This is a genomic window from Cryobacterium lyxosi, from assembly GCF_004403345.1.
Lineage (GTDB): Bacteria > Actinomycetota > Actinomycetes > Actinomycetales > Microbacteriaceae > Cryobacterium > Cryobacterium lyxosi.
On record NZ_SOGT01000012.1, the window covers coordinates 306,911 to 328,814 of the forward strand.

The 21,904-nt window shown below is 64.6% G+C and carries 16 protein-coding genes; 9 read left to right on the forward strand and 7 right to left on the reverse strand.

Translation table 11 applies throughout. From position 1 onward, the window contains the following. Positions 1-34: 34 nt before the first annotated feature. From E3T27_RS11225 to E3T27_RS11265, 8 genes are all read left to right on the forward strand, one after another. Positions 35-1,501, forward strand: a complete 1,467-nt coding sequence (locus tag E3T27_RS11225; protein ID WP_134572810.1) for an O-antigen ligase family protein — start codon at positions 35-37, stop codon at positions 1,499-1,501. A 54-nt stretch (positions 1,502-1,555) separates the two neighbouring features. Beyond that, on the forward strand, positions 1,556-2,593 hold the full coding sequence (locus E3T27_RS11230; RefSeq protein ID WP_198416527.1) for a glycosyltransferase: 1,038 nt from the start codon (positions 1,556-1,558) through the stop codon (positions 2,591-2,593). Positions 2,594-2,601: 8 nt separating this feature from the next. After that, positions 2,602-5,520, forward strand: coding sequence for an oligosaccharide flippase family protein (locus E3T27_RS16580; protein ID WP_166786191.1), 2,919 nt, complete (start codon positions 2,602-2,604; stop codon positions 5,518-5,520). Further along, complete coding sequence (locus E3T27_RS11240) at positions 5,517-6,749, forward strand: glycosyltransferase (protein WP_134572812.1); 1,233 nt, start codon at positions 5,517-5,519, stop codon at positions 6,747-6,749. The genes E3T27_RS16580 and E3T27_RS11240 overlap by 4 nt, the downstream gene beginning before the upstream one ends. After that, positions 6,746-7,795 (forward strand): polysaccharide pyruvyl transferase family protein, encoded by a 1,050-nt coding sequence (locus E3T27_RS16585; protein WP_166786192.1) that lies wholly within the window; start codon positions 6,746-6,748, stop codon positions 7,793-7,795. The genes E3T27_RS11240 and E3T27_RS16585 overlap by 4 nt, the downstream gene beginning before the upstream one ends. Further along, a complete protein-coding gene (locus tag E3T27_RS16590) occupies positions 7,792-8,796 on the forward strand; it encodes a glycosyltransferase family 2 protein (RefSeq protein WP_166786193.1) in 1,005 nt (334 codons plus the stop codon). Before E3T27_RS16585 ends, E3T27_RS16590 begins: the two co-directional genes overlap by 4 nt. Positions 8,797-9,098: 302 nt before the next feature. Beyond that, on the forward strand, positions 9,099-10,622 hold the full coding sequence (locus E3T27_RS11250; RefSeq protein WP_134572814.1) for a right-handed parallel beta-helix repeat-containing protein: 1,524 nt from the start codon (positions 9,099-9,101) through the stop codon (positions 10,620-10,622). A gap of 502 nt (positions 10,623-11,124) precedes the next feature. Further along, complete coding sequence (locus E3T27_RS11265; protein WP_166786194.1) at positions 11,125-13,050, forward strand: right-handed parallel beta-helix repeat-containing protein; 1,926 nt, start codon at positions 11,125-11,127, stop codon at positions 13,048-13,050. Here the strand turns inward: E3T27_RS11265 and E3T27_RS11270 are convergent. The 7 genes from E3T27_RS11270 to E3T27_RS11305 form a co-directional block, all read right to left on the reverse strand. Next, the gene (locus tag E3T27_RS11270; RefSeq protein ID WP_134572820.1) at positions 13,028-14,269 is read right to left on the reverse strand and encodes a glycosyltransferase family 4 protein; all 1,242 of its coding nucleotides are present in this window, start codon (positions 14,267-14,269) and stop codon (positions 13,028-13,030) included. The genes E3T27_RS11265 and E3T27_RS11270 overlap by 23 nt on opposite strands. Further along, positions 14,266-15,366: a polysaccharide pyruvyl transferase family protein gene (locus E3T27_RS11275; RefSeq protein ID WP_134572822.1), complete on the reverse strand. Its 1,101-nt coding sequence runs from the start codon at positions 15,364-15,366 to the stop codon at positions 14,266-14,268. The genes E3T27_RS11270 and E3T27_RS11275 overlap by 4 nt, the downstream gene beginning before the upstream one ends. Continuing rightward, positions 15,363-16,349 carry a glycosyltransferase gene (locus E3T27_RS11280; protein WP_198416528.1) on the reverse strand — a complete coding sequence of 329 codons (987 nt, stop codon included), beginning with the start codon at positions 16,347-16,349 and terminating at the stop codon, positions 15,363-15,365. Before E3T27_RS11280 ends, E3T27_RS11275 begins: the two co-directional genes overlap by 4 nt. Before the next feature lie 71 nt (positions 16,350-16,420). After that, on the reverse strand, positions 16,421-17,896 hold the full coding sequence (locus E3T27_RS11285; RefSeq protein WP_166786195.1) for a tyrosine-protein kinase domain-containing protein: 1,476 nt from the start codon (positions 17,894-17,896) through the stop codon (positions 16,421-16,423). A gap of 105 nt (positions 17,897-18,001) precedes the next feature. Beyond that, positions 18,002-18,919, reverse strand: a complete 918-nt coding sequence (locus tag E3T27_RS11290; protein WP_134572826.1) for an alpha/beta hydrolase — start codon at positions 18,917-18,919, stop codon at positions 18,002-18,004. After that, positions 18,916-19,962 (reverse strand): acyltransferase family protein, encoded by a 1,047-nt coding sequence (locus tag E3T27_RS11295; protein ID WP_241992233.1) that lies wholly within the window; start codon positions 19,960-19,962, stop codon positions 18,916-18,918. The genes E3T27_RS11290 and E3T27_RS11295 overlap by 4 nt, the downstream gene beginning before the upstream one ends. A 321-nt stretch (positions 19,963-20,283) precedes the next feature. Beyond that, the gene (locus tag E3T27_RS11305; RefSeq protein ID WP_134572830.1) at positions 20,284-21,051 is read right to left on the reverse strand and encodes an HAD-IIB family hydrolase; all 768 of its coding nucleotides are present in this window, start codon (positions 21,049-21,051) and stop codon (positions 20,284-20,286) included. A 149-nt stretch (positions 21,052-21,200) separates the two neighbouring features. Here E3T27_RS11305 and E3T27_RS11310 point away from each other — a divergent pair, with 149 nt between their 5' ends. Then, entirely contained in the window at positions 21,201-21,824 is a 624-nt protein-coding gene (locus E3T27_RS11310; protein ID WP_134572832.1) for a flavin reductase family protein, read from the forward strand. Positions 21,825-21,904 lie beyond the last annotated feature (80 nt).

Here is a 21,904-nt window from a genome sequence, read left to right on the forward strand (position 1 = left end):
TCCATCCCTGCGCCACGACAACCCAAGGCGGCCGATGTTCGATTCCACTCTGCGCCGATTGCGAAGCACGCCGGTCGTTTTGATTGCGTTCGCCGCCCTTCTCGTCATTGTGGCGAGCGTGGTTCTGCCGCGATTCATCACCACCGTCGGCATCATTCTGATTCCGCTGACGCTGCTCGCCTTCGCCGCCGCTGCCACCCTGCTCCTCTTGCCGGTGCATATCCTTCCCGCGGTTGCACTGGTCACGTTCGCACTGGTTCCGGCCCGCGTCCTACCGCAGGACGGCCCGACCGGCGCCCTGCCGCTGACCACCATGATTATCGTGATCTGGGCAGTGCGTCGCCTGCTCCCAACGAAAACAGATACCCAGCCCGCGACGCCACCCACCCCCTTTCGGTCAGCCACCCGCTACTTCGCCCTGATCTTTCTGGTCTGGACACTGTTCACCCTCGCGCGTACGACCGATCTGCAGGCGAGCCTCGGCTGGATGATCAGCTTCAGCGCCGCCGTTCTACTGCCCCTGTGTATTGGCACCAGCACTCGGGAGGCGTACTGGATTCGCCGCACCTGGCTACTGCTCGGCGCCTGGCTCGGTGCCTACGCCGTCGTCGAAAGCGTGCTGCGCTTCAATCCGATCTGGGGCACCCTGTTCACGGCGCTCGGCCTCAGCGACCATCAACACTGGTCGGTGTATCGGGCCGACGCATCGTTTGGGCATCCGCTCTTCGCCGCCCTGTTCCTTGCCGTAGCTTGCGCACTAGCCATTGGCATCTGGCTGCAGGAGAGTTCCAAGCCCGCCCTGGCCGCGGCCGTTTTCAGCGGTCTGGGCCTCGTCGCGACCGTCTCGCGCGGCGCCATTCTCGCCGCGGCAATCGCTGTCGGCTTCGCGTACACGGTCTCGCTCCTTCTGCGGGGAGAGAAGCACTGGGGAAAATTCGCTTTGCTCGCCATGCTCATGGTCGTCGCGGTCGTGGGATTGTTCCAGTTCGATGCGTTCACTGCCCGCAACAACTCGATCGAAGCCGAACTGTCGTCGCAGGCCCGCGACCTCGGTGTCTGGGTGTCCGTGCAGGCGGCCAACCTCACCGGCTGGATCGGGTCGGGCCCCGGCACCTCTGGCATCACCGGGCGACTGTTCAACGACGTCACCATCGAGAATTCACTATTGCAACTGCTGATCAGCATCGGTCTGCCCGGTGTCGTACTGTTCCTGCTCATGATCGGCTCGGCCGTCGCTCACGCGCTGTCGCGCCGAGCCGTCGGCGCGGCAGCTGCGCTCCTGGCGTACACCGTATGTATCGCCGGCTTCAACGCTATTGACGCCCTGCGCCCGATGCACCTACTGCTTGGCTGCCTGCTCATCCTGGCCCTGAATCCGACGCGAGCGGATGCCGCTGGCCCGCACGAACCCGGCCGTGCGCCGAGCGCGCGGAGGGTATCCGGCTCCCCAAACGGGGGTACGCGAGGCTCTAACGCAGGGACGGCTCGCACGCTACGCTAAACCGACAGATTCTCAGTTAATGCCGGTTCTCACCGGTCCGTGAGGGGTATGGGCGTGATTACCACAGGCGCGAAGAATATCACCGTGTTGCAATCGCTGAGTCCGCCGGACGGCACCACGCGGTACGTCAATCAAGTGGTCGACGGCGCACCGGCTGCCGTGACCATGCGATTCTTTTCCTGGCGCACTGCGCTGCTCGGCCGCTATGACATACTTCACGTGCACTGGCCGGAACTGCTCATTCGCGCCCCGCGACCGCTCAAGGCTCGGCTGCGTCGCGGCGCGCTGTACGCGCTACTGCTGCGCGTGCGAATGCAGCGCATCCCTATTGTGCGCACCGCACACAACCTGACCCCGCACGAAGCAGGCGCTGGCGCTGAAACGCGCGCGCTGAACGCACTCGACGCCCGTACCGCACTCGTAATTCGTCTCAACCCGACCACACCGGTTGAACCCGAGTCTCGGGCGGTCACCATTTTGCACGGGCACTATCGCGACCGTTTCAGCGGCATGACGCTGCCCGAATCGGTGTCAGGGCGCATCCTCTATTTCGGCCTGATTCGGCCGTACAAGGGGGTTGAAACGCTGCTGCAGGTATTCCGGGCACTGCCGGTCCCTGACCTGACCCTGCGCATAGTCGGAAGACCATCAAGCGGGCTCGAAACAGTCATCAGCACCGAGGCCGCGCAGGATCCGCGCATCAGCTCGGTGTTGCGCTTCGTCTCCGACGAAGAATTGGTGGCTGAGGTCGGATTGGCCGAGCTGGTTGTCCTGCCCTATCGCGAAATGCACAATTCAGGCGTGTTGCTCGTAGCACTCTCGCTCGATCGACCGGTGCTCGTGCCGTCGACGCCGTCGAACCTCGCCCTGGCCGACGAAGTCGGGCCCGACTGGATTTACCTCTATGACGGCGAGCTCACACCCGAGATTCTCTGCGACACCCTCAAGCGGATGCGCGCCGCCGGTGCCCACCGGCGCCCACAACTCTCCGGACGGGATTGGAAAACGCTCGGCCTGCAAAGCTATCAAACCTATCTGCGTGCCCTACAGCTGACCGGGCGCACGGTCCGCGCTGGGCGGAATACCCGTTGACCGCGCCGATGCCGCCTCATCCCCCGGACATTCCCGACGTCCCCGATGTTGCCGACATTCCCGAGAAGCCCCGCTCGACGGCGGGTCTCGGCCGCACCGCGGGGCGGGGCGCATCGACCACCCTGGTCGGCCAGCTCATTCGCATCGGCGTGCAGCTCGGCGGCATCGTCGTGCTCGGCCGACTGCTCGACCCGAGCGACTACGGGCTGGTCGCCTCGGTCGCTGCGATCATCGGGGTCGGCGAGGTACTGCGCAACTTCGGGCTGTCGTCGGCGGCCATTCAGGTGCGCGACCTGACCCGGCACCAAAAAGACAACCTGTTCTGGATCAACAGCGTGATCGGGCTTGCTCTCATGCTGCTCGCGGTGCTGTGCAGTCCCCTCATCGCCGCCCTGTACGGCGACGATCGACTCGTGCTGCTCACCCAGGTGCTCGCCGGGACGTTTCTGCTCAACGGCCTCGCCACCCAGTTTCGTGCTGATCTCAACCGCAATTTTCACTTTGTCGCCCTGGCCGGGTCGGAAATCGGTGCACAGGCCGGCGCTCTCGCGGTTGGCATCGTGATGGCGCTGAACGGTTTCGGCTACTGGGCTCTTGCTGGACAGCAGATCAGCCAGGGTATTCTGACCATCATCATTCTCGTTCCGGTCACCAACTGGTTTCCCGGCTGGTATCACCGCACCGCGCCCATGCGTCACCTGATCGTTTTCGGGTCGAACCTGGCCGGCACGCAGCTGCTCGGCTATGCCAGCCGCAACACCGACACGATTGTGATCGGCGCCACGCTCGGTGCCGGACCGCTCGGCCTGTATAACCGGGCCTTCCAGCTACTACTGCTGCCGCTCAACCAGATCAACGGTCCGTCCACCCGGGTGGCCCTGCCGGTGCTGGCCCGCTTGCAGGACGACCAACCCAAGTACGACCGGTTCATTCTGCTCGGGCAGACCATCATGCTGCACACGGTCACCATTGTGCTCGCTTTCTCCTGCGCCCAGGCCCTGCCGATCATCAGCATCGCCCTCGGCAGCCGCTGGCTCGGTTCGGCTCCGATCTTTCAAATTCTCGCTATTGCCGGGTTCTTCGAGGCTGCTGCCTATGCGACCTACTGGGTGTTCCTGTCGAAGGGTGCCACCAAGCAGAACCTGTATTTCGCCCTCACCACCCGGCCCCTGCTGGTGGTGTTCGTGCTGGTCGGCTCACTCTGGGGCGTTTACGGCGTCGCTGCCGGGTACTCGATCGGCGTCGCGCTGATCTGGCCGATCGGCCTGTGGTGGATCAGCCGGGTTACGAATGCTCCCGCACGATCGATGTTCCAAGCCGGCGCGCGCGCAGTTCTCGGCTACGGTTTCGCGACCGGAATCAGCTGGACGTCCGTGCAGTGGATCCCGATCGACCTGCCATTCGCGCGCGTCGCCCTCGGCGGGATCGCCTTGCTCGCGGCGATCGGCTTCGTCATGCTGATCTGGCCGACCTTTCGCCGGGATGTGCGCGGGATCACCCAGGCCCGCAGCTTTCTGCGCTCCGCGAAGTCGTCGAAAGAGGGCCCCATCGGCGCGACCGTTGACACCGAGCGCCCGGCGCCTGCCTCCTCCCTTGCCCGAAAAGCAGGGCGCACACGCTTGCGCATCATCCGCCGGCTGGACCGGGTGGTGCACGGCCTGGCCGCGGCATCCACCCTGCCCTTTTTGCGCGATCGTGCCGCCCTGAGACGCGCGACCAACCGGCTGCGCCCGTTCGATCCGCGCAGTGAGCGCGTTCACGTGCTCGTCGCCCCACCCGGGGAGGGCAATATCGGCGACCAGGCCATGATCGAAGCCTTTCTCGAAAATGTGACGGGACGAGTTCAGGTGCTCGTGCGGCGGCCGACCGACGTACAGATTCCGTCGCAGCACGCCTGGCGGGCGCAACTCGTCCCGATTCCGCACCTGATCTACGGAAAAGGGCGGGTACACCGGCAGGCCATGGCGATGCTGGCCCCCATACTCGGCCGCGCCCTGTCCCTGACCGTGATTGGCGCGGACATCATGGACGGCGCGTATAGCGTGCGTGCCTCCGCCCGGCGAGCGGATGTCGCGAGCCTCGCGCGCAGCGTCGGCGTGCAAGCGCGCATCCTCGGCTTCAGCTGGAACGGCCACGCCAACGTGGGGGTGCGCCGCTCGCTCGCCCGGGCCGGGCGAATGGGAACGCGGTTACAACTGCGCGACCCCACCTCCAGCGAACGCGCCCGTACCGATCGATTCCACACCGTGGTCGACGTCGCCGACGCCGTGTTCGCTGCCCGGACCAGCTGCGCCCTCGCCAAAACGGAATATCTCGGAGCCACGCCGGCCCGCTATGCCGTCGTGAACGCTAGCGCACTGGTCGGCCGCAGTTTCGACCAGACCACAGAGTACGCCCGGATCGTAACGGCACTCCTGGAGGCGGGGCTTCAGGTCGTGCTGCTGCCACACGTCATGCGCACCAGCGGCGACGACATGGCCGCCTGCCGGGCCGTGTTCGATCGTCTGCCCATTACGGACGAGGTGATACTGGTGAACCGGTTGCTCACCCCGGCCGAAGTGCGCGGGCTGTGTGCCGGCGCCGAAATCGTACTGACCGGGCGCATGCACCTCGCCGTGCAGGCCATGTTCCACGAGGTTCCTGCCGTTGCGCTATCCACCCAGGGCAAGGTCGCGGGCATGATGCGACTCTTTGACACACAGGAACTGTGCATCGAGCCGGGCGCCGGCCTGGCTCGACGCATGATTCCGGTGGCGCTATCGGTGCTGGCCGATCGGAAGAGGTATCGCGACCGTTTGGCTGCGCGGCTGCCCGAAGTGCGGCGCCTGGCCGCTCTGAACTTCTCGGGGTTGCCGAATGCCACATATTCTTATCCCCCTGCCCTCACGGCCCCAAGCCCGACTTCCCACAGACAAGGTCCCGCATGACGCTCTCCTCGCAAACCCCACCCGACTATGCGCGCGCCGATCCTGCCCTGCGCCGCATTCTCTTCGTGATTCCGTCACTGCACGGTGGTGGGGCAGAATTTGTGGCCCGCACCTGGATGGGCTGGCTCGCCGATCAGGGCTACGAGGTGGCTGTCGTGCTGACCTCCGCCGCGGTGAAGCCGGAATACCTACCCGATGGCGTGGCGTCATCCTCCCTTTCCGGGCAGCGCGGCCACCTGCAGAAGGCCACTGCGCTTCGGCGCCGCCTGCTCGACTGGCACCCCGACGTGGCGATATCGCTGCAGGCCCACCCCAACCTGGTGCTGCTGACCGCTGCCCGGCTGATGCCAGCCCGTCTGCGCCCCCGTGTGCTCGTGAGTGAACGTAACCTGGTATCGCTCGGGCTGCCCGGATCGAATCTTGCCCACCGGGTGAAAATCTGGTTTGCCAAGCGCCTGTATCCGTGGGCCGACCACGTGATCGCCATTTCGCATCCGGTCGCCGCTGAGATGGTCGCCGCTTTCGGAGTGCGCGGTGACCGCATCACCGTCGTCGCCAACCCGGCAACGGCAAAACTACGCGGCACCCGGCGCGGGCTGGGCACGACGGCGGCCCACGTCCAGGTCGGGGGTGACGACGGCACGAAACTGGTCGAGCCGGGGGGAACCACGATCGTGGCGCGATCCGAACGCCGCCCAGGATCAGCCAACGGCATTCAGATTGTGCTGGCCTGCCGGCTCGTGGCGCAGAAGCGGCCGCTGCTCGCGATCGCGGCCGCCGCCGAGCTCGCCCGTCGCGGCGTGGTCGTCGAGGTCGTCTCGTTCGGCGGCGGTCCCCTGCTCAACGACGTACAGGCCGCGGCTCGGCAGGAGAACGTGGCCTTTCACCATCGCGGCTGGGTCGAAAACTGGTTCGACCACTTCGCCGACAACTCGGTGGCGCTGCTTACCTCGAGCCGGGAGGGTTTTGGCAACGTGCTCGTTGAAGCGGCTGCGGCCGGCTATCCCTCGGTCGCCGTTTCGGGGGCGCTCGGGGTAGCGGATGCGATTGTGCCCGGCATCACGGGCGAACTCGCGCTGTCCGCGCATCCGGCGGACCTTGCCGACGCCATTCTGCGGGCGGTGGACCTCCCGCTCGAGCACATCGAACCCTGGCTGGCTCGTTTTTCGGAGGAAGCGAGCGGCAGCGACCTGGAACGGGTCTTGCTTCGGGTCGTGGAACGCGCATGAGAATCTTCGCCTCGGCTATGGGCCAGATTGACAATGTCGGCGATACCGTGCTGCGACGGGCCTTTCTCGATGCACTTCGGGGCGCCGGCGAACTGCAGGTTTTCGTCGGGGCCCGATCGGACTTCTACCTGAGCGGGCTCGGCTTGCACGACGAAGACCGGGTGTACCGCACCAGCGCAGAATGGCGACGCGAGATTTCGCGGTCGACTCTCCGGGAGGCATCCGTTTACGCGTTCAACGCTGGCGAAATCGAATTGCAGCGGTCGTATGCCCTGCGCTACGTGCGTCTTGCGCCCCACCTCGCGCTCAACCGTCTGCGCGGCGGGCACGCCGTGCACGCCGGGTTCGGCGTGCGGCAGAAGACGGGCTGGCGCATTCCGGTGGCGGCGACACTGCGCCTGTGCGACCTCGTGGCCTGGCGAGACGCCTACAGCCGCTGCGCGATGGGCCTGGGGCGCATCGCTCCCGACTGGGCCTTTGCTACGGGGGCAGCAGATGCCGAACTGCTCGCGTCCACCGCTTCTCGCCCGCTACTGGCGGTATCGGTGCGCTACAACGGGCGGCACCCCGACGATGCGTGGCTGGCGGCATTGCGCGGCCTGGCCGATACCCTCGAACTCGAGATCGTGGCGGTGTCGCAGATCGAACGAGACGGGCCACTTGCCGAGGAACTGGCCGACAAGCTCGGCGGCACGGCCATGGTCTGGGACGGTCCAGACCATCTCGCTCAGGAGCAGAAACTACGGGCGGTCTACCAGCGGTCACTGCTCGTAGTGACCGACCGACTACACGCTGCCGTGATCGGCCTGACCGAGGGTGCGCTGCCGCTCGTGATCGCCGATGCTGGCCCGTCGAAGGCGGCTCGCACCCTCGACGCGGTCGGTATCAAAGGCGCCACGATCGGCTGGACGCTACCCGACCCCGCGGCATTCGAGCGCCGGGCTCGAGACGTCCTCAGCCGCCGGGAGCCGATTCTGCGCCACGTCGTCGAGGCGCGCGCTTCCCTACGGGAGCTGACCCGCTCCATTGGAAAGCTCACCTCATGACCGGGGCACACGCTGGGGGCTCACCGGTTGTCAGCATCATCGTGCCGGCCTACAACGCCGCCAAGTTTCTGGAGAGCGCCATCGAACGACTCCTCGGCCAGACCATGGACGATTTCGAGATCATCGTGGTCGACGACGGCTCAACGGATACGACGGCTACCATCGGCGCGCGGGCGGCTGCGGCAAACGCCGATGTGCATTACTTTCGCGAGGAACAAAATGGCGGTGTCGCGCGGGCGCGGGCGCGGGCGGTGGCCGAGAGTCGGGGCGAGTTTCTGTGGTTCGTTGATTGTGACGACGAGTGGGCTGACTCTGCGCTGGAGAAACTCGTGGCGGCGGCCAGGTCTACGGGCGCCGACGTGATCGTCTGCGGTGCGGCGTATGTCTACCCCGGCCGGCGCCGCCCGTTGGTTGCGCCTCTTCTGAACAAGCCGATCACGGGCGCACAGGCTTTTGTCCTCCTGCTCGATGGCGAGCTGACCGGGCACCTCTGGAACAAATTGTTCCGCCGTTCTCTTACCCGCGAGATCGAGTTCACCCCGACCCGGGTGCACTCCGACCTGGCCATGGTGGCCCAATTACTCGCTGCGGCCGATCATGTGGCGTTCATCAGCGACTCGCTCTATTCCTATGTCGTGCGCGGTGGGTCGATCATCCGCTCAGGGTCGCGCCGGGCCGAGTCTCTCCTGCTGGTCGAGCAGGCCGTCACGAACGCGGCTATCACCCTGGATACCCGCATCATCGGTTCTAACTCGTACGGCTACTTTCGTCTGCGCTACGTGCTGCTCTCCGGGCTGAAGGACGCGCTGACCGGCCCGTACGATGCCGACGAACGGGACGAGATTGTCTCCGAGCTGCGTTCCCGCCTGACCTGGCGGCTCATATTGCTAGCCGCGCGCCGTCGCGATTGGAGGCGGCTGGTGCTGGCCGGCACGGCAAAGCTGAGTGTTCCGCTGCATCGTCGGGTGCTGCGCCTCACAGCCGAGCGGGGTGTCGCCTGACCTGGGTCGGGTTGAAACTCATCGGCGGTGACGAGGCGCGCCCAGACCCACAACAGCGACCGGGATAATCCCAGAATCTTTCATGTGATTTTAAGCATTTTCACAGGAAGGTGAAACGGATTCGACTTTGGCTCTCGATAGGCTGACCTCGAAGTTCAACCCGAACAGTTCCCTACGATCTCGGTCTTCGAACACTGAATACGCGTCGCATCTCGTAACGACCAAGCCAGCAACCGGCACTCAGGAGAATTCCCACCCGCGACACCTGTCCGTCCGCGACCTCGACTCGAGAGGATCCGACCGTGTTCTTTCTTGGTATCGGTCACCCCCGCAAACCCGTTTCCCGCATTTTCCACCCACGCGCATCCGCCCGCCACACCGCAATCGCCGTTGCCGCTTGCACTGTCGTCATCGTTGCCGTTCTCGCCTCCCTGGCCATCCCCAGCCCGGGCGGCGATGCCGCTGCCGCCCCCCAACGCACAGTCATCGACAGCTCCTCGGCAAAGATCAGCTATACCGGCTCCTGGCGCAGCACGCGCAACACCGCCGATCGCGGTGGATCCGTGCGGTTTCAGTCCAGCGCCGGCAGCGCATCAACGACGTTCACGGGAACAAGCGTCGCTTTCATCACGCGCACCACGAAAAGTTCAGGAAAGAGCACCGTGTCGATCGACGGCACGGTCGTTGCGACGGTGAACGCATACTCCGCGCGAACCGTGCACCAGAAGACCGTGTTCCGCACGACGACCCTCTCGAGCGGTACCCACACCATCAAGATCAGTCGCACCGGCAAGCGTGACGCACGCGCGAGCGGTACCAATAGCATCGTGGACGCCTTTGTGGTGAATGCCGCGACCAGCCCAGCACCAGCACCAGCACCGGTCCCTGCACTCGCGCCGTCGCCGGCCGTGCACCGCTACGCCGACTGCCCCGCCGCCACGACGACGGTGCACACCGTTGACGAACTCACTGCGGCCGTCGACCGCGCCCACCCCGGCACCGTCATCAGGATGGCCGCCGGAACCTATCGCGACCAGATCGACATCCACGCTAATGGCACCGCTGCCAACCCGGTCTGGATCTGCGGCTCGCGCGAAGCCGTCATCAACGTGGGCAGCATCCAGGACAACCACGGCATCCAGATCAAGAACTCGTCCAACCTCGTGATCGCCGGTATGACCGTGACCAACAGCCTCAAAGGCATCAGCGTCATCGGCGGCACGAACGTGACGATCGCCGACACCCGCATCGATCACATCGGCTACGAGGGCATTCACCTGCGCGCCTTCACAACCGACAGCACCGTGGTCGGCAACACCATCTCAAACACCGGAATGCGGGACGCACCCTTCGGCGAAGGCATCTATATCGGTACGTCCGAAAACAATTGGTGCGACCAGACCAATTGCCGGCCCGACCGCACCGACCGCATTCTCGTGCTTGGCAATCAGATCAGCCTCACCAGTGCTCAGCCGATCGAAGTCAAGGAGGGCACTTCCGACGGCGTTGTTCGGGACAACGTGATCGACGGAGCCAACGGCATGAGCGCTGCCCACGAGTGGGTCAAGGTCAAGGGCAACAACTGGATGATCTATGACAACATCGGCGCCAACAGCCCCTTGAACGGCTTCGCGGTCAACGGAAGCGTCGCCGGCTGGGGTCTTCACAACACCTTCACCGACAACTCGGGTGCGGTGAACGCCGGGGGTTACGCCTTCTTCGTCCACGAGAAGGGCAGCAAGGGCTCCAGCGACACCACGGTGTCGTGCTCGAACTCGATCACCCGCGCCGGGCAAGGATTGACCAACATCGCCTGCGCTCCGTAACCGACTGCACACGACCCTCAGCATGCCCGCCGGGGCGCTGGGGGTCGTTTTTCGCGCGGCCGCAGGTGCGAAATTATGCATCGCGACAAAATTCAACAGTTTGAATTTCACTCTAGGCACTTTCTCAGGAATGGCCGATGCCCGCTCACGGTGACCGCTTGGGGCCGCCCGAAAGTCCAGCATCTTTCTACGAGACGTTACCCACAATGGGCAATAGCACTGATCAGGGCGAAATCCCCGAGGTCGTCTCAGTTTCTCGCTGGCGGTCGCTCGACTCGACCCTCACTTTCTCGCGCGCGTCCGCGCGCTGAAGAACCGCCGCATCGGCGTATTTTGCGCCCACAAACCCATTTGCACACGGCTAACGCGCAGCAGTTCAGACGCTAATTGACGACGTGATCACGGAAGCACCACCGCCACAAATCACGAAGATCATATGCGTCGGAACCCGTCGGGTTCACGGACGTAACCATCCCTCCTTGAACATTCGGAAGGTTTCATAATGTTGTTCCCTCGTGCCTCACGCCGTGCCACCATTGCGGCCGTCGTCATCGCCGCGATCGTGCCCCTCACCGCAATGATCCCCCTCGACGTCGCTTCAGCCTCCGCCGCCACTGCTCCCGCCGGCACCACGGTCGTCGATAGCAGCTCCGCGCAGGTGAAGTATTCCGGTACCTGGCTGACGACGGGCTCGCCGTCAGACAACGGCGGATCCATCAAGTATGCCTCGACCACGTCGAGCGCTTCACTCACCTTCACCGGTTCAACGGTGGCCTACGTCACGCGTATGACCAGCAGCTCCGGCACGAGTGAAATCGCCATCGACGGCAAGGTTGTCGCCACGGTCAACGGCTACTCCGCCTCAACCCGGTACCAGCAGAGCCTGTTCAGCACCTCAAACCTTTCTAGCGGAACGCACACCATCAAGGTCAGTCGCACCGGCCAGAAGGATGCCCGCTCCACCGGTACTAACAGCATCGTCGACGCCTTCGTCACCCTGGCGCCTACCGGGACGATGACTCCCGCACCGGCACCGGCACCGGCACCAGCACCGGCATCCGCGCCCGCTGCCACCGCTCCCGTGCAGGCTCCGGCCGGTTCGACCACCTTCGAGGGCGACTCCGCGTCGGTCACGTACAACGGCACCTGGCGCACCTCCGGCTCGACCAGCGACTCAGGCGGCGGAGTTCAGTTCACCACCACGGCGGGCAGCGCCTCGTTCACCTTCCAGGGCTCGAGCATCGCCTTCATCACACGCCTGACCAGCAGCTCGGGCACGAGCACCGTCGCGATCGACGGTACGAACGTCGCCACGGTCAACGGGTATTCTGCGACCACCGCCTACAAGCAGAACGCGTTCAGCACCACGAGCCTGTCGGCCGGTACGCACACCATCACCGTGACCCGAACCGGGCAGAAGGATGCCCGTTCGACCGGTACCAGCAGCATCGTCGACGCGTTCATCGTGTCGGCCGTGCCGAGCACTGCGCCGACTCCGGCTCCGATCAGCACCCCGCGCTACGCGGATTGCCCCGCCGCCACCGTCAATGTGGCGACGGCCAGGGAACTCATGACCGCCGTCTCCCAGGCCCAGCCCGGGACCGTAATCAAGATGGCCCCCGGTACCTACAACGAGCAGATCAACATGACCGCGAACGGAACCGCATCCAACCCGGTCTGGATCTGCGGACCGCGCAGCGCCGTGATCAATGTCGGCAGCATCCAGAACAACCACGGCATCCAGATCTCCAACTCCTCCAACCTCGTGATCGCCGGAATGACCGTCACCAACAGCCTCAAGGGAATCAGCGTCATCCGCAGCAACAACGTCACCATTGCGGACACGCTCGTCGACAACATCGGCTACGAGGGCATCCACCTGCGTGCCTTCACCACCGACAGCAAAGTCGTCGGCAACACCATCAAAAACACCGGCAAGCGCGACCCGTTCTACGGTGAGGGTATCTACATCGGAACCTCAGACGCCAACTGGTGCGCCCAGACCAGCTGCCAGCCCGACAAGACCGACCGCACGCTGCTCATGGCCAACAACATCAGCCTGACCGGCGCCCAGCCGATCGAGGTCAAGGAAGGCACCTCCAACGGGATCATCCGCGACAACATCATCGATGGCGCTAACGCTATGCAGCGCGCCGAGGAATGGGTCAAAGTCAAGGGCAACGACTGGAGCGTTTACAACAACCAGGGCAAGAACAGCACCATGCACGGCTTCGCGGTCAACGGAAGCGTCGCCGGCTGGGGCCTCCGCAACATCTTCTACGGCAACACCGCCCCGGTCGGCGCAGCCGGCTACGGCTTCTTCATCCACGAGCAGGGAACCAAGGGTACCAGCGGCACCAGGGTCTACTGCTCGAACACCGTTACGGCGGCGGGATCCGGGTTCTCTAACCAGGCCTGTATCTCCTAGCAACACGGTCTGATCGTCGGTCGAGCGCAGCCTTCCAGCTGCGCTCGACCAGCGGAAAGACAGCGGCCGCCGAATAGGTAGTCTCGAAGGCGGATCTGGCCAGATCCGCCTTTTCTACGCGCCAGGCGGCATTCGTTATCGCGTGCCGTAGCGCTGCCTCGAGCGAGTTGGCGTCGCCGGGTTCCACGATCACCCCAGCACCGTTGGCGAGCACGGCCGGCACGCCGCCAACCCGCGTCGCCACCACACAGTTGCTGCGAGCCATGGCTTCGAGAATGAACATGGGCATCGCCTCGTCGCGAGAGGGCAACACGGCGATCGCCGAACGCTCGAGCAACTTCATCAGTGCCTCGTGGCTGAGCGCCCCGACGAATTCGCCGCGCACCAGCGGTACGGCAGGCTGGTCAACGATGGGACCGGCAATCACCAGTTTCCACAGCGGATACTCGGGCGCGAGCCGCTGCCACGCCGCCACGAGCACGTCGACACCCTTGCGGACACTGACCGCACCGCCGAACACCACGAGCGGTTCGATGTCGCGGCGCACGCCGTCAGCGACGGCGTTCGGCACAAGCACAACCCGCTCCCCCGGTACGAATTCAGCCGCCGTGTCGCGCGATTCGGCCGACAGGGTCAGCACCACGTCGGCCGCGCGCAGGACGCTCCCCACCAGACCGGGCCGTTTTTCGGCGAAGTCGGTAAAAGAACTGCCGTGCAGCTGAGCGACCGTGCCAAACCCGCGCGCGTGCGCGAGGGCGAGCAGCGCTCCTTCACGCGCGAAGGACCCCCCCTGCGACAGGTGCGCGATCACGACGGTGCGCTCGGGCCGGGACAGACGCAACACTTTCCAGAAAGCGGACACCGCAAGCAAGGCCGCCCGCGCCCCGCCACTGCCGTCGCGCGAGCACACCAAACGCAGGTCGAAATCGGCAAAAGAATGTGCCAGATAGCCGTTGACGACCTGACTCATACCGCCGGCGACCTCACCACTGCGCCCAATGTGCACCGCTGTCAGTCGTTCAACCGGCGACGCCGGGACAATCGGGGCGACTTGGACAATCGGGACAATCGGGACAAGGGGGACAACTTGGACAGTCGGGACAAGGGGGACAACTTGGACAGTCGGAACGAGGGGCGGGCTTGGTGTGGTCGATGGCGGCACGATGGTGATCGGTTGTGTCTCGATCGGCTCGGTGTCACCCGCGTCGGCGAGGCTCACCGCGCGGTCTCGCTGGTCAGCACCCGATCCAGCAGACGGCGCACGTTGTGTAATTCGTCCTGCGCCTCGGCCAGGCCGGCCAGGATAGCCGTACGGCGGCCGAGCAGGTTCTGCAGCCGTTCAGTGATCTCGGCGGCGGTCAAACCCGCACTGACAATGCTCACGTCGTGTAGTCCGGCGGCGGCAAAATGCCGCGCAATCTTGTCTGACTTCGCGTCAACGAGGAGCGCGGCCGGAACCGCCCCCTCCGTGAGTGCGCCAACGAGCACGTGCAAACGATCGCTCACGGCAAGCGCGGCCCGCCGATAGAGCGCACGCAGACGCTGTTCCTGCTCGTCATGGCCGGTGCCATTCCAGCGCAGCGCCTCGCCTCCGAGATCGGCCGCGAGTTGACTGCACCTCGTATCATCGCGCAAGACCTGGGTGACACACCAGATCTGCAGGCCGTGTTCGGCAGCGACTGCGCGCACAGCGGAAAGCCAGGCGGCGCTCGGGTAGTCGAGGTCGGAGCGCATCGAGACGACGAGAAGGTCGCGGCACGCTATATCGCCCGAATCGACACCACTGCCGCGACCAGCAAAGGCAAGGTCGGGCATGACATTGCCCCGCCCGAGATACCCGGCCGTTGCTGCATCCCGCCACAACGACAGGTTCGACAGCGCGATCGAGGGTCCCATCAGCGCACGCGGCAGCGGCGCGAAGTTTCGGCTGCCCACACCGACCCGGGCGACGCGGCCGTGTCGGGCACGAACAAGTGCAAGCACCGGCAGCATGGCGAGGTGCTCTTTCATGCCCACCAGGGTCAGTTGAATCTCGCCGGGTTTGAATACGTACGACGCTTGGCCGCGGGCCGCGCTGCGAAGCGCCGCCGCGTACCAGCGTCGAAACGAGCGATATTGCACGTCGCCCGGAGTGAGGCCGAGCCCCCTGGCATACCCGTCGGGTGCCTTGCCGACATAGACGTGCAGCGGACCACTCCCCCGTAACCAGTCGAGCAGTTGGCGACGCAGCAAAATATCGCCGATGTTGTCATATTGCCCGCGGGCGGGGACAAAAATTTGGCGCAGCATCCGCTCGGCCGGAGCCCCCTGACTCATCGGTCGCTGGGCAGCGGGATGCGCACACCGGCGTCGATGGCACGACCGGCAGCGAAGCGGATGACGTCGGCCGTCAGGTCGGGCGAGTCAACGGCTCGAGCGACGCCCAGGTACTCGGCCAGCTCCGCGATCTGCATCTGGTGGTCATCAACGTGTTCACCGCGGTGCTTGCGACGGGTCACGATCACAGGGAAAATACCCAGTTCGAGCAGCCCCATGAAGGTACCGACACCGGCGTGGGTGATGACGACGTCGGAGTTCACGGCAGCATCGACGAACTGCGCGGTCGGCATCATCTGGTGTACCCGGCCGGGGAGGTCGGTGCGGTCGGTCGTGAAACCGAGCTGCCAGATGGTGCGCTCATCGGCCAGGCCACTCGCGAGAACTGCGTCGACGAGGGAATCGAAACGGTACCCCTCGATGGTGCCGAGTGTGACGAACAGACTGGGCCGTTCCGGCGCGGGCCGGATCAACGAATGGTAGGTGGACAGCACGCTCGGGTGCGTCCGCCAGCGACTGGTAGCCCAGGCCGGATGCTGGGTGCGCACGCTGACCAGGTGGCTGGCGGCGAGCATGCGCCCGCTGAGCGATGGCCCCTCGACACGGGAGACGCTCTCGATGTACAGGCTCGGCACACCACTGATTGCGGCCTGCGGCAGCGCCGCAACGGCGAGACCGGCGCCGGTACTCACGGCACCCTCGAAAGTTTCGTGCCTGAGCACCCGGCGCACGATGCTGGCCGCGCGCATCATGCCGAGGTAATCGCGGGGACGCACGTACGGCACGTGGATACGCCGCTGACCGGCCAGCAGCGACCGGCTCTGCACGGAATCAAAGGTGACCCAGAGCGAGCTGGGCGAGGCACCGAGCCCCGGGGCCAGCCGCACCAGCTGGGCCAGGTGCCCGCCCGTGGAAGCGACGAGCAGGAGCTTTCGTTGCGGGGAGGGCGACGAATCGATCGGGTAAGACGAGTGCACGGACACTGAGTCTCCTTTCGGGTTTAGCTCTCGCAGAACTGCTTCGAACGCACGCCAAACGCAATGGAACGTTGGACCTACCAGGTGACGCGGGTGGGGCTGGCTGCTGTCGCAGCCTCGCTCTCGGACGGGGTCGAGCGACCCGAGTCGTTCGTGTCCGAGCCGGTTGCCGGGGTGACTCGGGGTGCCGGGCGGGAAGAGGCCACGAAGCTTCCGTCACGCACGAGCGCGTCGGGACCACGGGTGGGAACCATGGCCAGCACGACGCCGAGGGGCGTTGTGCCGACAGCTTCGAGGGCGTCGAAGGCAGCCAGCAGTTCGGGCTCGCGTACCCGGTTGGCGCCGACGACCAGAATGGTGCCGCCGGTCCAGCGACTGAGCACGGCTGCGTCCGTCACCGCAAGCACCGGCGGGGCGTCGAGGAGCACATAGTCGTAGCTGCTGCTCAGCACATCGAGTACCGTACCCATGGCTGTCGATCCGAGCAATTCGCTCGGATTAGTGGGAATCTTGCCCGACGACAGCACTGTGAGCGGATGCTGCGCGCCCCACGATTGCAGAGATTCCTTGAGTTGCACGTCGCCGAGGAGCACGTCGGTCAGTCCGTGCTCGGCATCGAGGCCGAGGTAGTCGGCCAGCCGGGGCGTGCGCAGGTCGGCGTCGATGACGGCGACCGTTGCGCCGCTCTCGGCCAGCACGATGGCGAGATTCACGAGCGTGGTGGTCTTGCCCTCGCCCGAAACGGAGGAGGTCACGACGAGGCTGCGGCGGCCGGCGTCGGCATCGGCGAACTCGAGGTTGGTGCGCAGCACCCGAAATGCCTCGGCGCGGGCGGTAAACGCACCGTCTGGCGAGATGATCGGGTTGGCACGAGCTTCGAGCGGGATGCCTCCGAGCACGGGAACGACGGTCAGCCGCTCGATGTCGTCGCGGTTATAGATGCGGCGGTCAAACAGGCCGAGGATGAAGGCGGTGACCAGTCCGACCAGCAGCCCGATGAGCAGTCCGACGGCGAGGTTGAGGTAGAGCTGAGGCACCGCGGGGTTGTCGGGGGCAACCGCCGGGTTGAGCACGCCAACTGTGACCGGGCTCGCACCGCCATCGGCGGGCTTTTCCAGCTGATTGATGACAACGTCGGTGAAACTCTTCGAGACGGCCTGCGCGAGCTGCTGCGCGGCATTTGCCGTGGGGGCGAGAGCTCTCAGTTCGATGACGGCCGAGCCGGGCTGGGATGTGGCCGTGACCCGCTCGGACAGGTTCACCGCGCTCTCGTCGAGACCGAGGCTCGCGATCACCGGGTCGAGCACGCGGGGGCTCGTGGCGACGTCGAGGTAGTACGGCAGCTTCTGCACGACGAAGTTATTGCCCTGTACAAGATCGCCGGGAGTTGACCCGTTTTGAATCTGCGCGGCGACGAATACACGAGTGGAAGCCTGGTACTGCACGGGAGTGAGCAGGGCTGCGGCTGCTCCGCCAACCACGCCGAGCAGGATGAAAGCAACGATGAGAATCCATCGCTTTCGGAGTATTCGAACCAGCCGCTTCAGTTCCATGGGCGCTTCTTCCCGCATGATTGATGCGTCGTGCTTCGGGTGCACGACGACAAGTCCCTATGTTGGCATAAAAATCCTCACTTTTGGACCGCCGGTATTGAGGATTTAACCAGTTCGTCTTGTGGAGTTAACTAAATTATCGACCAGGAACTGACGAATGCTCGCTCGTGTGGCCTCGTCGAGGAGCTCCAATCCGTGTTTTTTACCGGGTTTCACGTCGAGGGTGACGGATACGCCCACCGCTTTGAGCGCTGATGCCATGGCCTTCCCCTGCTCAAGGGGAACCAGTTCCTTTTGTGAAATAGCGATATAAAACGGCGGGTCGGTCTTGTCGACGGCGTACAACGGTGACGCCGCGCGGGCATTGGCACAGTCAGCGAAATCAGAGCAGCCAAGGTATTGCAAAATGGAAGCGATCGCCGGTGTCGAAGGGTCGCCGAGCAGAAGCCCCTGCTCGGTGAGATCAACCGCCGGCGACATCGCCACGACCGCCGCAACCCGATCATCGCCGGCCAAGCTGCCGGAGCCATTGGTTCCGATCGAGGAAGCGATGATCGCACCGGCAGAGCTTCCGAACAGTCCGATGCGTTCGGGGTCGATGCCGAAGTGCGCGATCTGGGCTGGTTCCCGCAGCCAGGTGAGCGCTTCGGTGACATCGTTCACCTGTGCCGGGTAGGCAAATTTGGGCGCCAGGCGGTAGTCCACCGAAAAGGCGGCGATGCCGCCGTCGGCCAGCTCCGAGCAGAGCGCTTTCATGCCGCCGAAGTCTTTGCTACCACTGTCGAAGCCCCCGCCGTGAATGAGGACCATAGCCGCCCTGGGTGCTGTTTTACTCTTGGGCAGGCACGCGTTCAGCAGCAGCTTCTGACCCAGAGCCGTGCCGTACTGCAGGTCGTTCTGCAGCACGACCGAGTCGCTATGCACGCGCGCATCCGGCCGGGTAGGGGCAGCGGCGCATCCGCTCAGCACAAGACCGATAGCGAGCAGCCCAACGGATGCCGCGAACGGACGGGATTTTTTCACAGCAGGTCACGGTTCAGAGGAGCCCGACGAGAGACTGACGTGGCCTGGCGTTTGCGGAACGGACTCACCCAGAGGAACGAGAACCGGCGCAGGAGCTTGGCGAGGTAGAGCGAGGCGACGAGCACGATGGCGGCGAGCAGGAACGGCAGGGCATTCCCGGCGCGTTCGAGCCAGGGGGCTTCTGCAAACGGTGCCAGAAGCGCGAGAGCGCTGGCCACGAGAAACAGGTGCACTAGATAAATTTGAAAGCTGTATTGGCCGAGCGTGCTCATAAATTTCAACCATCGCACTCGAACCAGCAGGGTGGCCAGGGTGACGCCCATCGCGACGGCGACCACGCTTTCGAGCAAAATCAGCCCCGGAACACGGGAGAGATGCAACGGCACGATCAGCACGGCGAGGCCGAGATATGCAGCGACAAGCACAGCCGCGTGCCAGACGCGCACGCGGGCGGCCAGGCGATAAATGACGTGGGGAAAGTAGACGGCGGTGATGAAGAAAATAAAATTAGCGGCGACACGGTCCCAGCCGACGTTGTCGAGGTCGAGCACTCCCGGCGTTGTCGCCAGCACTGCGACGACGCCCACGAGAAGGAGCTGCACCCTGATCGGCAGCTTCCGCAGAAGCCAGGCGAGCAGGGTGAAAATGGCCAGCGCCCAGATGAACCAGTAGCTGCTGGTGGGCCAAACCGGCAGCAGGACGATGTTGAGCAGGTCGGTCGGGGATCGCTCGGTGCCGCGCAGGTGCGGCACGACGAGGTAGAACGCTACCCGGATGACAGACCAGAGCAGGTACAAATACACGAGCACGAGCAAGCGCCGACGCCAGAGGTCTTTCAGGTTCCACGTGAGCATACGCCGCGCGGTGAGTCCGGCGATGAAGAAGAACACCGGCATGGGAAAGAAGCCCAGCACGAGCCGCAACCGTGGCGTGCTGCCGGCCAGGCCGAGGTCATTGAGGAACAACGACGCGTGGTAGAGCACGACGAGAATAATCGCCGCGCCCTTGGCAAAGTTGATCCACTCGCGGTTCTCGGTCTGCATCTCTTTCACAAGCGAAATGTACACGAGAAAAACTCAGGATGATATCGCCACTAGTTTTTTAGAGGCGGTAGTCTGCGAGCATATCGGTCTGCAAAGCCTGCTGCAGGGGCGCCAGCGCGCCTCTAGCGACGTTGGCGGTGGACTTCTTATCGGCGGATGTTCCAGTGCTGCTGGTGAGAGAGTGAAGGATCGGCTTGGCCGCGCATAACTCCTGCAATTTCACGGTGGCCACGACAAACACCCCGGAAGTATGCGGCTGCTACTGCTCTCGTCTTAAAATTGCAGGAGTTATGCGCAGGGGCAAGGGCAGGAGCCCAGCGGTCAGACGGCGACGTAGCGGGGAATCAGGTCTGTGAGCAGGGCCGCGGTATCGGGCCAGCCCTCGACGGCGATGCATTCGACGCCGAGAACCTTGACCGGGTAGTCATTGCCGTTCTCGTCGAGGCGGTCGCCGACGAACAGCATGTCCTCGAGGTCGACACCGGTCAGGGCGGCCAAGCGTTTCATTCCGTAGGCCTTGTCGATGCCCTGCCGGGTGATGTCGACGGAGGTCGACCCGCCCGAGCGCACCTCGAGGTCGGGCAACAGTGCCTGCACGGCGCTCCGAAGGACATTCTTCTTCTCACCGGCCGGGTCCCAGGCGATTTTGGAGGCGATCGGTGCCGCCTGGCCGAGCGCGGAGAAAGTAATCTGCGAGCCGCGATCTTCGAGAATGGGGCCCCAGGTGTCGCTTTCCCAGAAGCCGAGGTCGCGAGCGGTCTGCTCGACGGCTTCGAGTGCGCGAGTTTTCTGGTCCTCACTGAGGTTCTCTGCGTACACCTGGCTCCAGCCCTGCGAATCGCTGCGGTAGTACTGGGTGCCGCAGGTCGGCATGAGGTGCAGCCGGGCGAGTTTCTCCGGACTGATCTCGGGCAGATTGTCGATGATCTGCGCCTGAAATTGCCCGAACTGGCCGCCGGAGATGACGCAGACCTCGGTGACGCCGAGCAGCTTGACGAGAAGGTCGATCATGATCGGATCAAGCGCGGACTTGGACGGCGCGAGCGTATCGTCGAGGTCGAAGGCCACCAGGCGGGGAAGAATAGGCATCCGGCCACTCTATCGGCGCGGGCAGCCGCAACTTTGTGCTTGGCGTATGGAGGGCGAATTCGGTTTGGTCAAGTCGGCGGATGCGCGCTCGGAGCGATAGCGGCTGCGCTGCTGGCCCGAAGAGCGACGCGAATTGTTAGTCTGAACCGGTGCGTACTGACTTTGACCCTGGGAATCTGCCGCGTCTCGATTTCTACCGCCTGTTGAACTCGCTCGTCGTGCCGCGTCCAATCGCATGGGTGTCGAGCCGGTCGGCGGCGGGTATCGACAACCTCGCGCCACATTCATTCTTCACCGTGGCATCCGTTACGCCGGCCATCGTTCAGTTCACCTCGGTGGGCGTCAAGGACACCGTGCGCAATATTTTGGCGACCGGAGATTTCGTGGTGAATTTCACGCCGGAGTCGCTGTTCGAAGAGGTCAACGCGACCGGCACTGATTTTGGGCCGGCGGAGAGCGAATTCGACCGCGCCGGGCTCACCCGGGAGCCGAGTGTGACCGTGGCCTCCATGCGGGTGGCCGAGTCCCCGGCGGCGATCGAGTGCCGCCTGCATTCCACGCTGGAGCTGGGCGATTGCACGCTCGTGTTTGGCGAGGTCACGCACATCGCGGTGTCGTCGACGGTGCTGGACGGAGAGCATCCGCTTATCGAGAAGCTGCGCCCGTTGTCACGCCTCGGCCTCGACGAGTGGGGAACCATCGGCGAGGTCAAGGCGATCCGGCGGATTCGCGCGAGTGATTGGCCGCGCGAATTTCGGCCGAGAGAGCGCTGATCACTCCGCCCGAGCGGATGATCGCGCCCGGCAACTGGCCGCTGCGCCGGTTATCGGAGCTGGCACCCCACCGGGCGCGG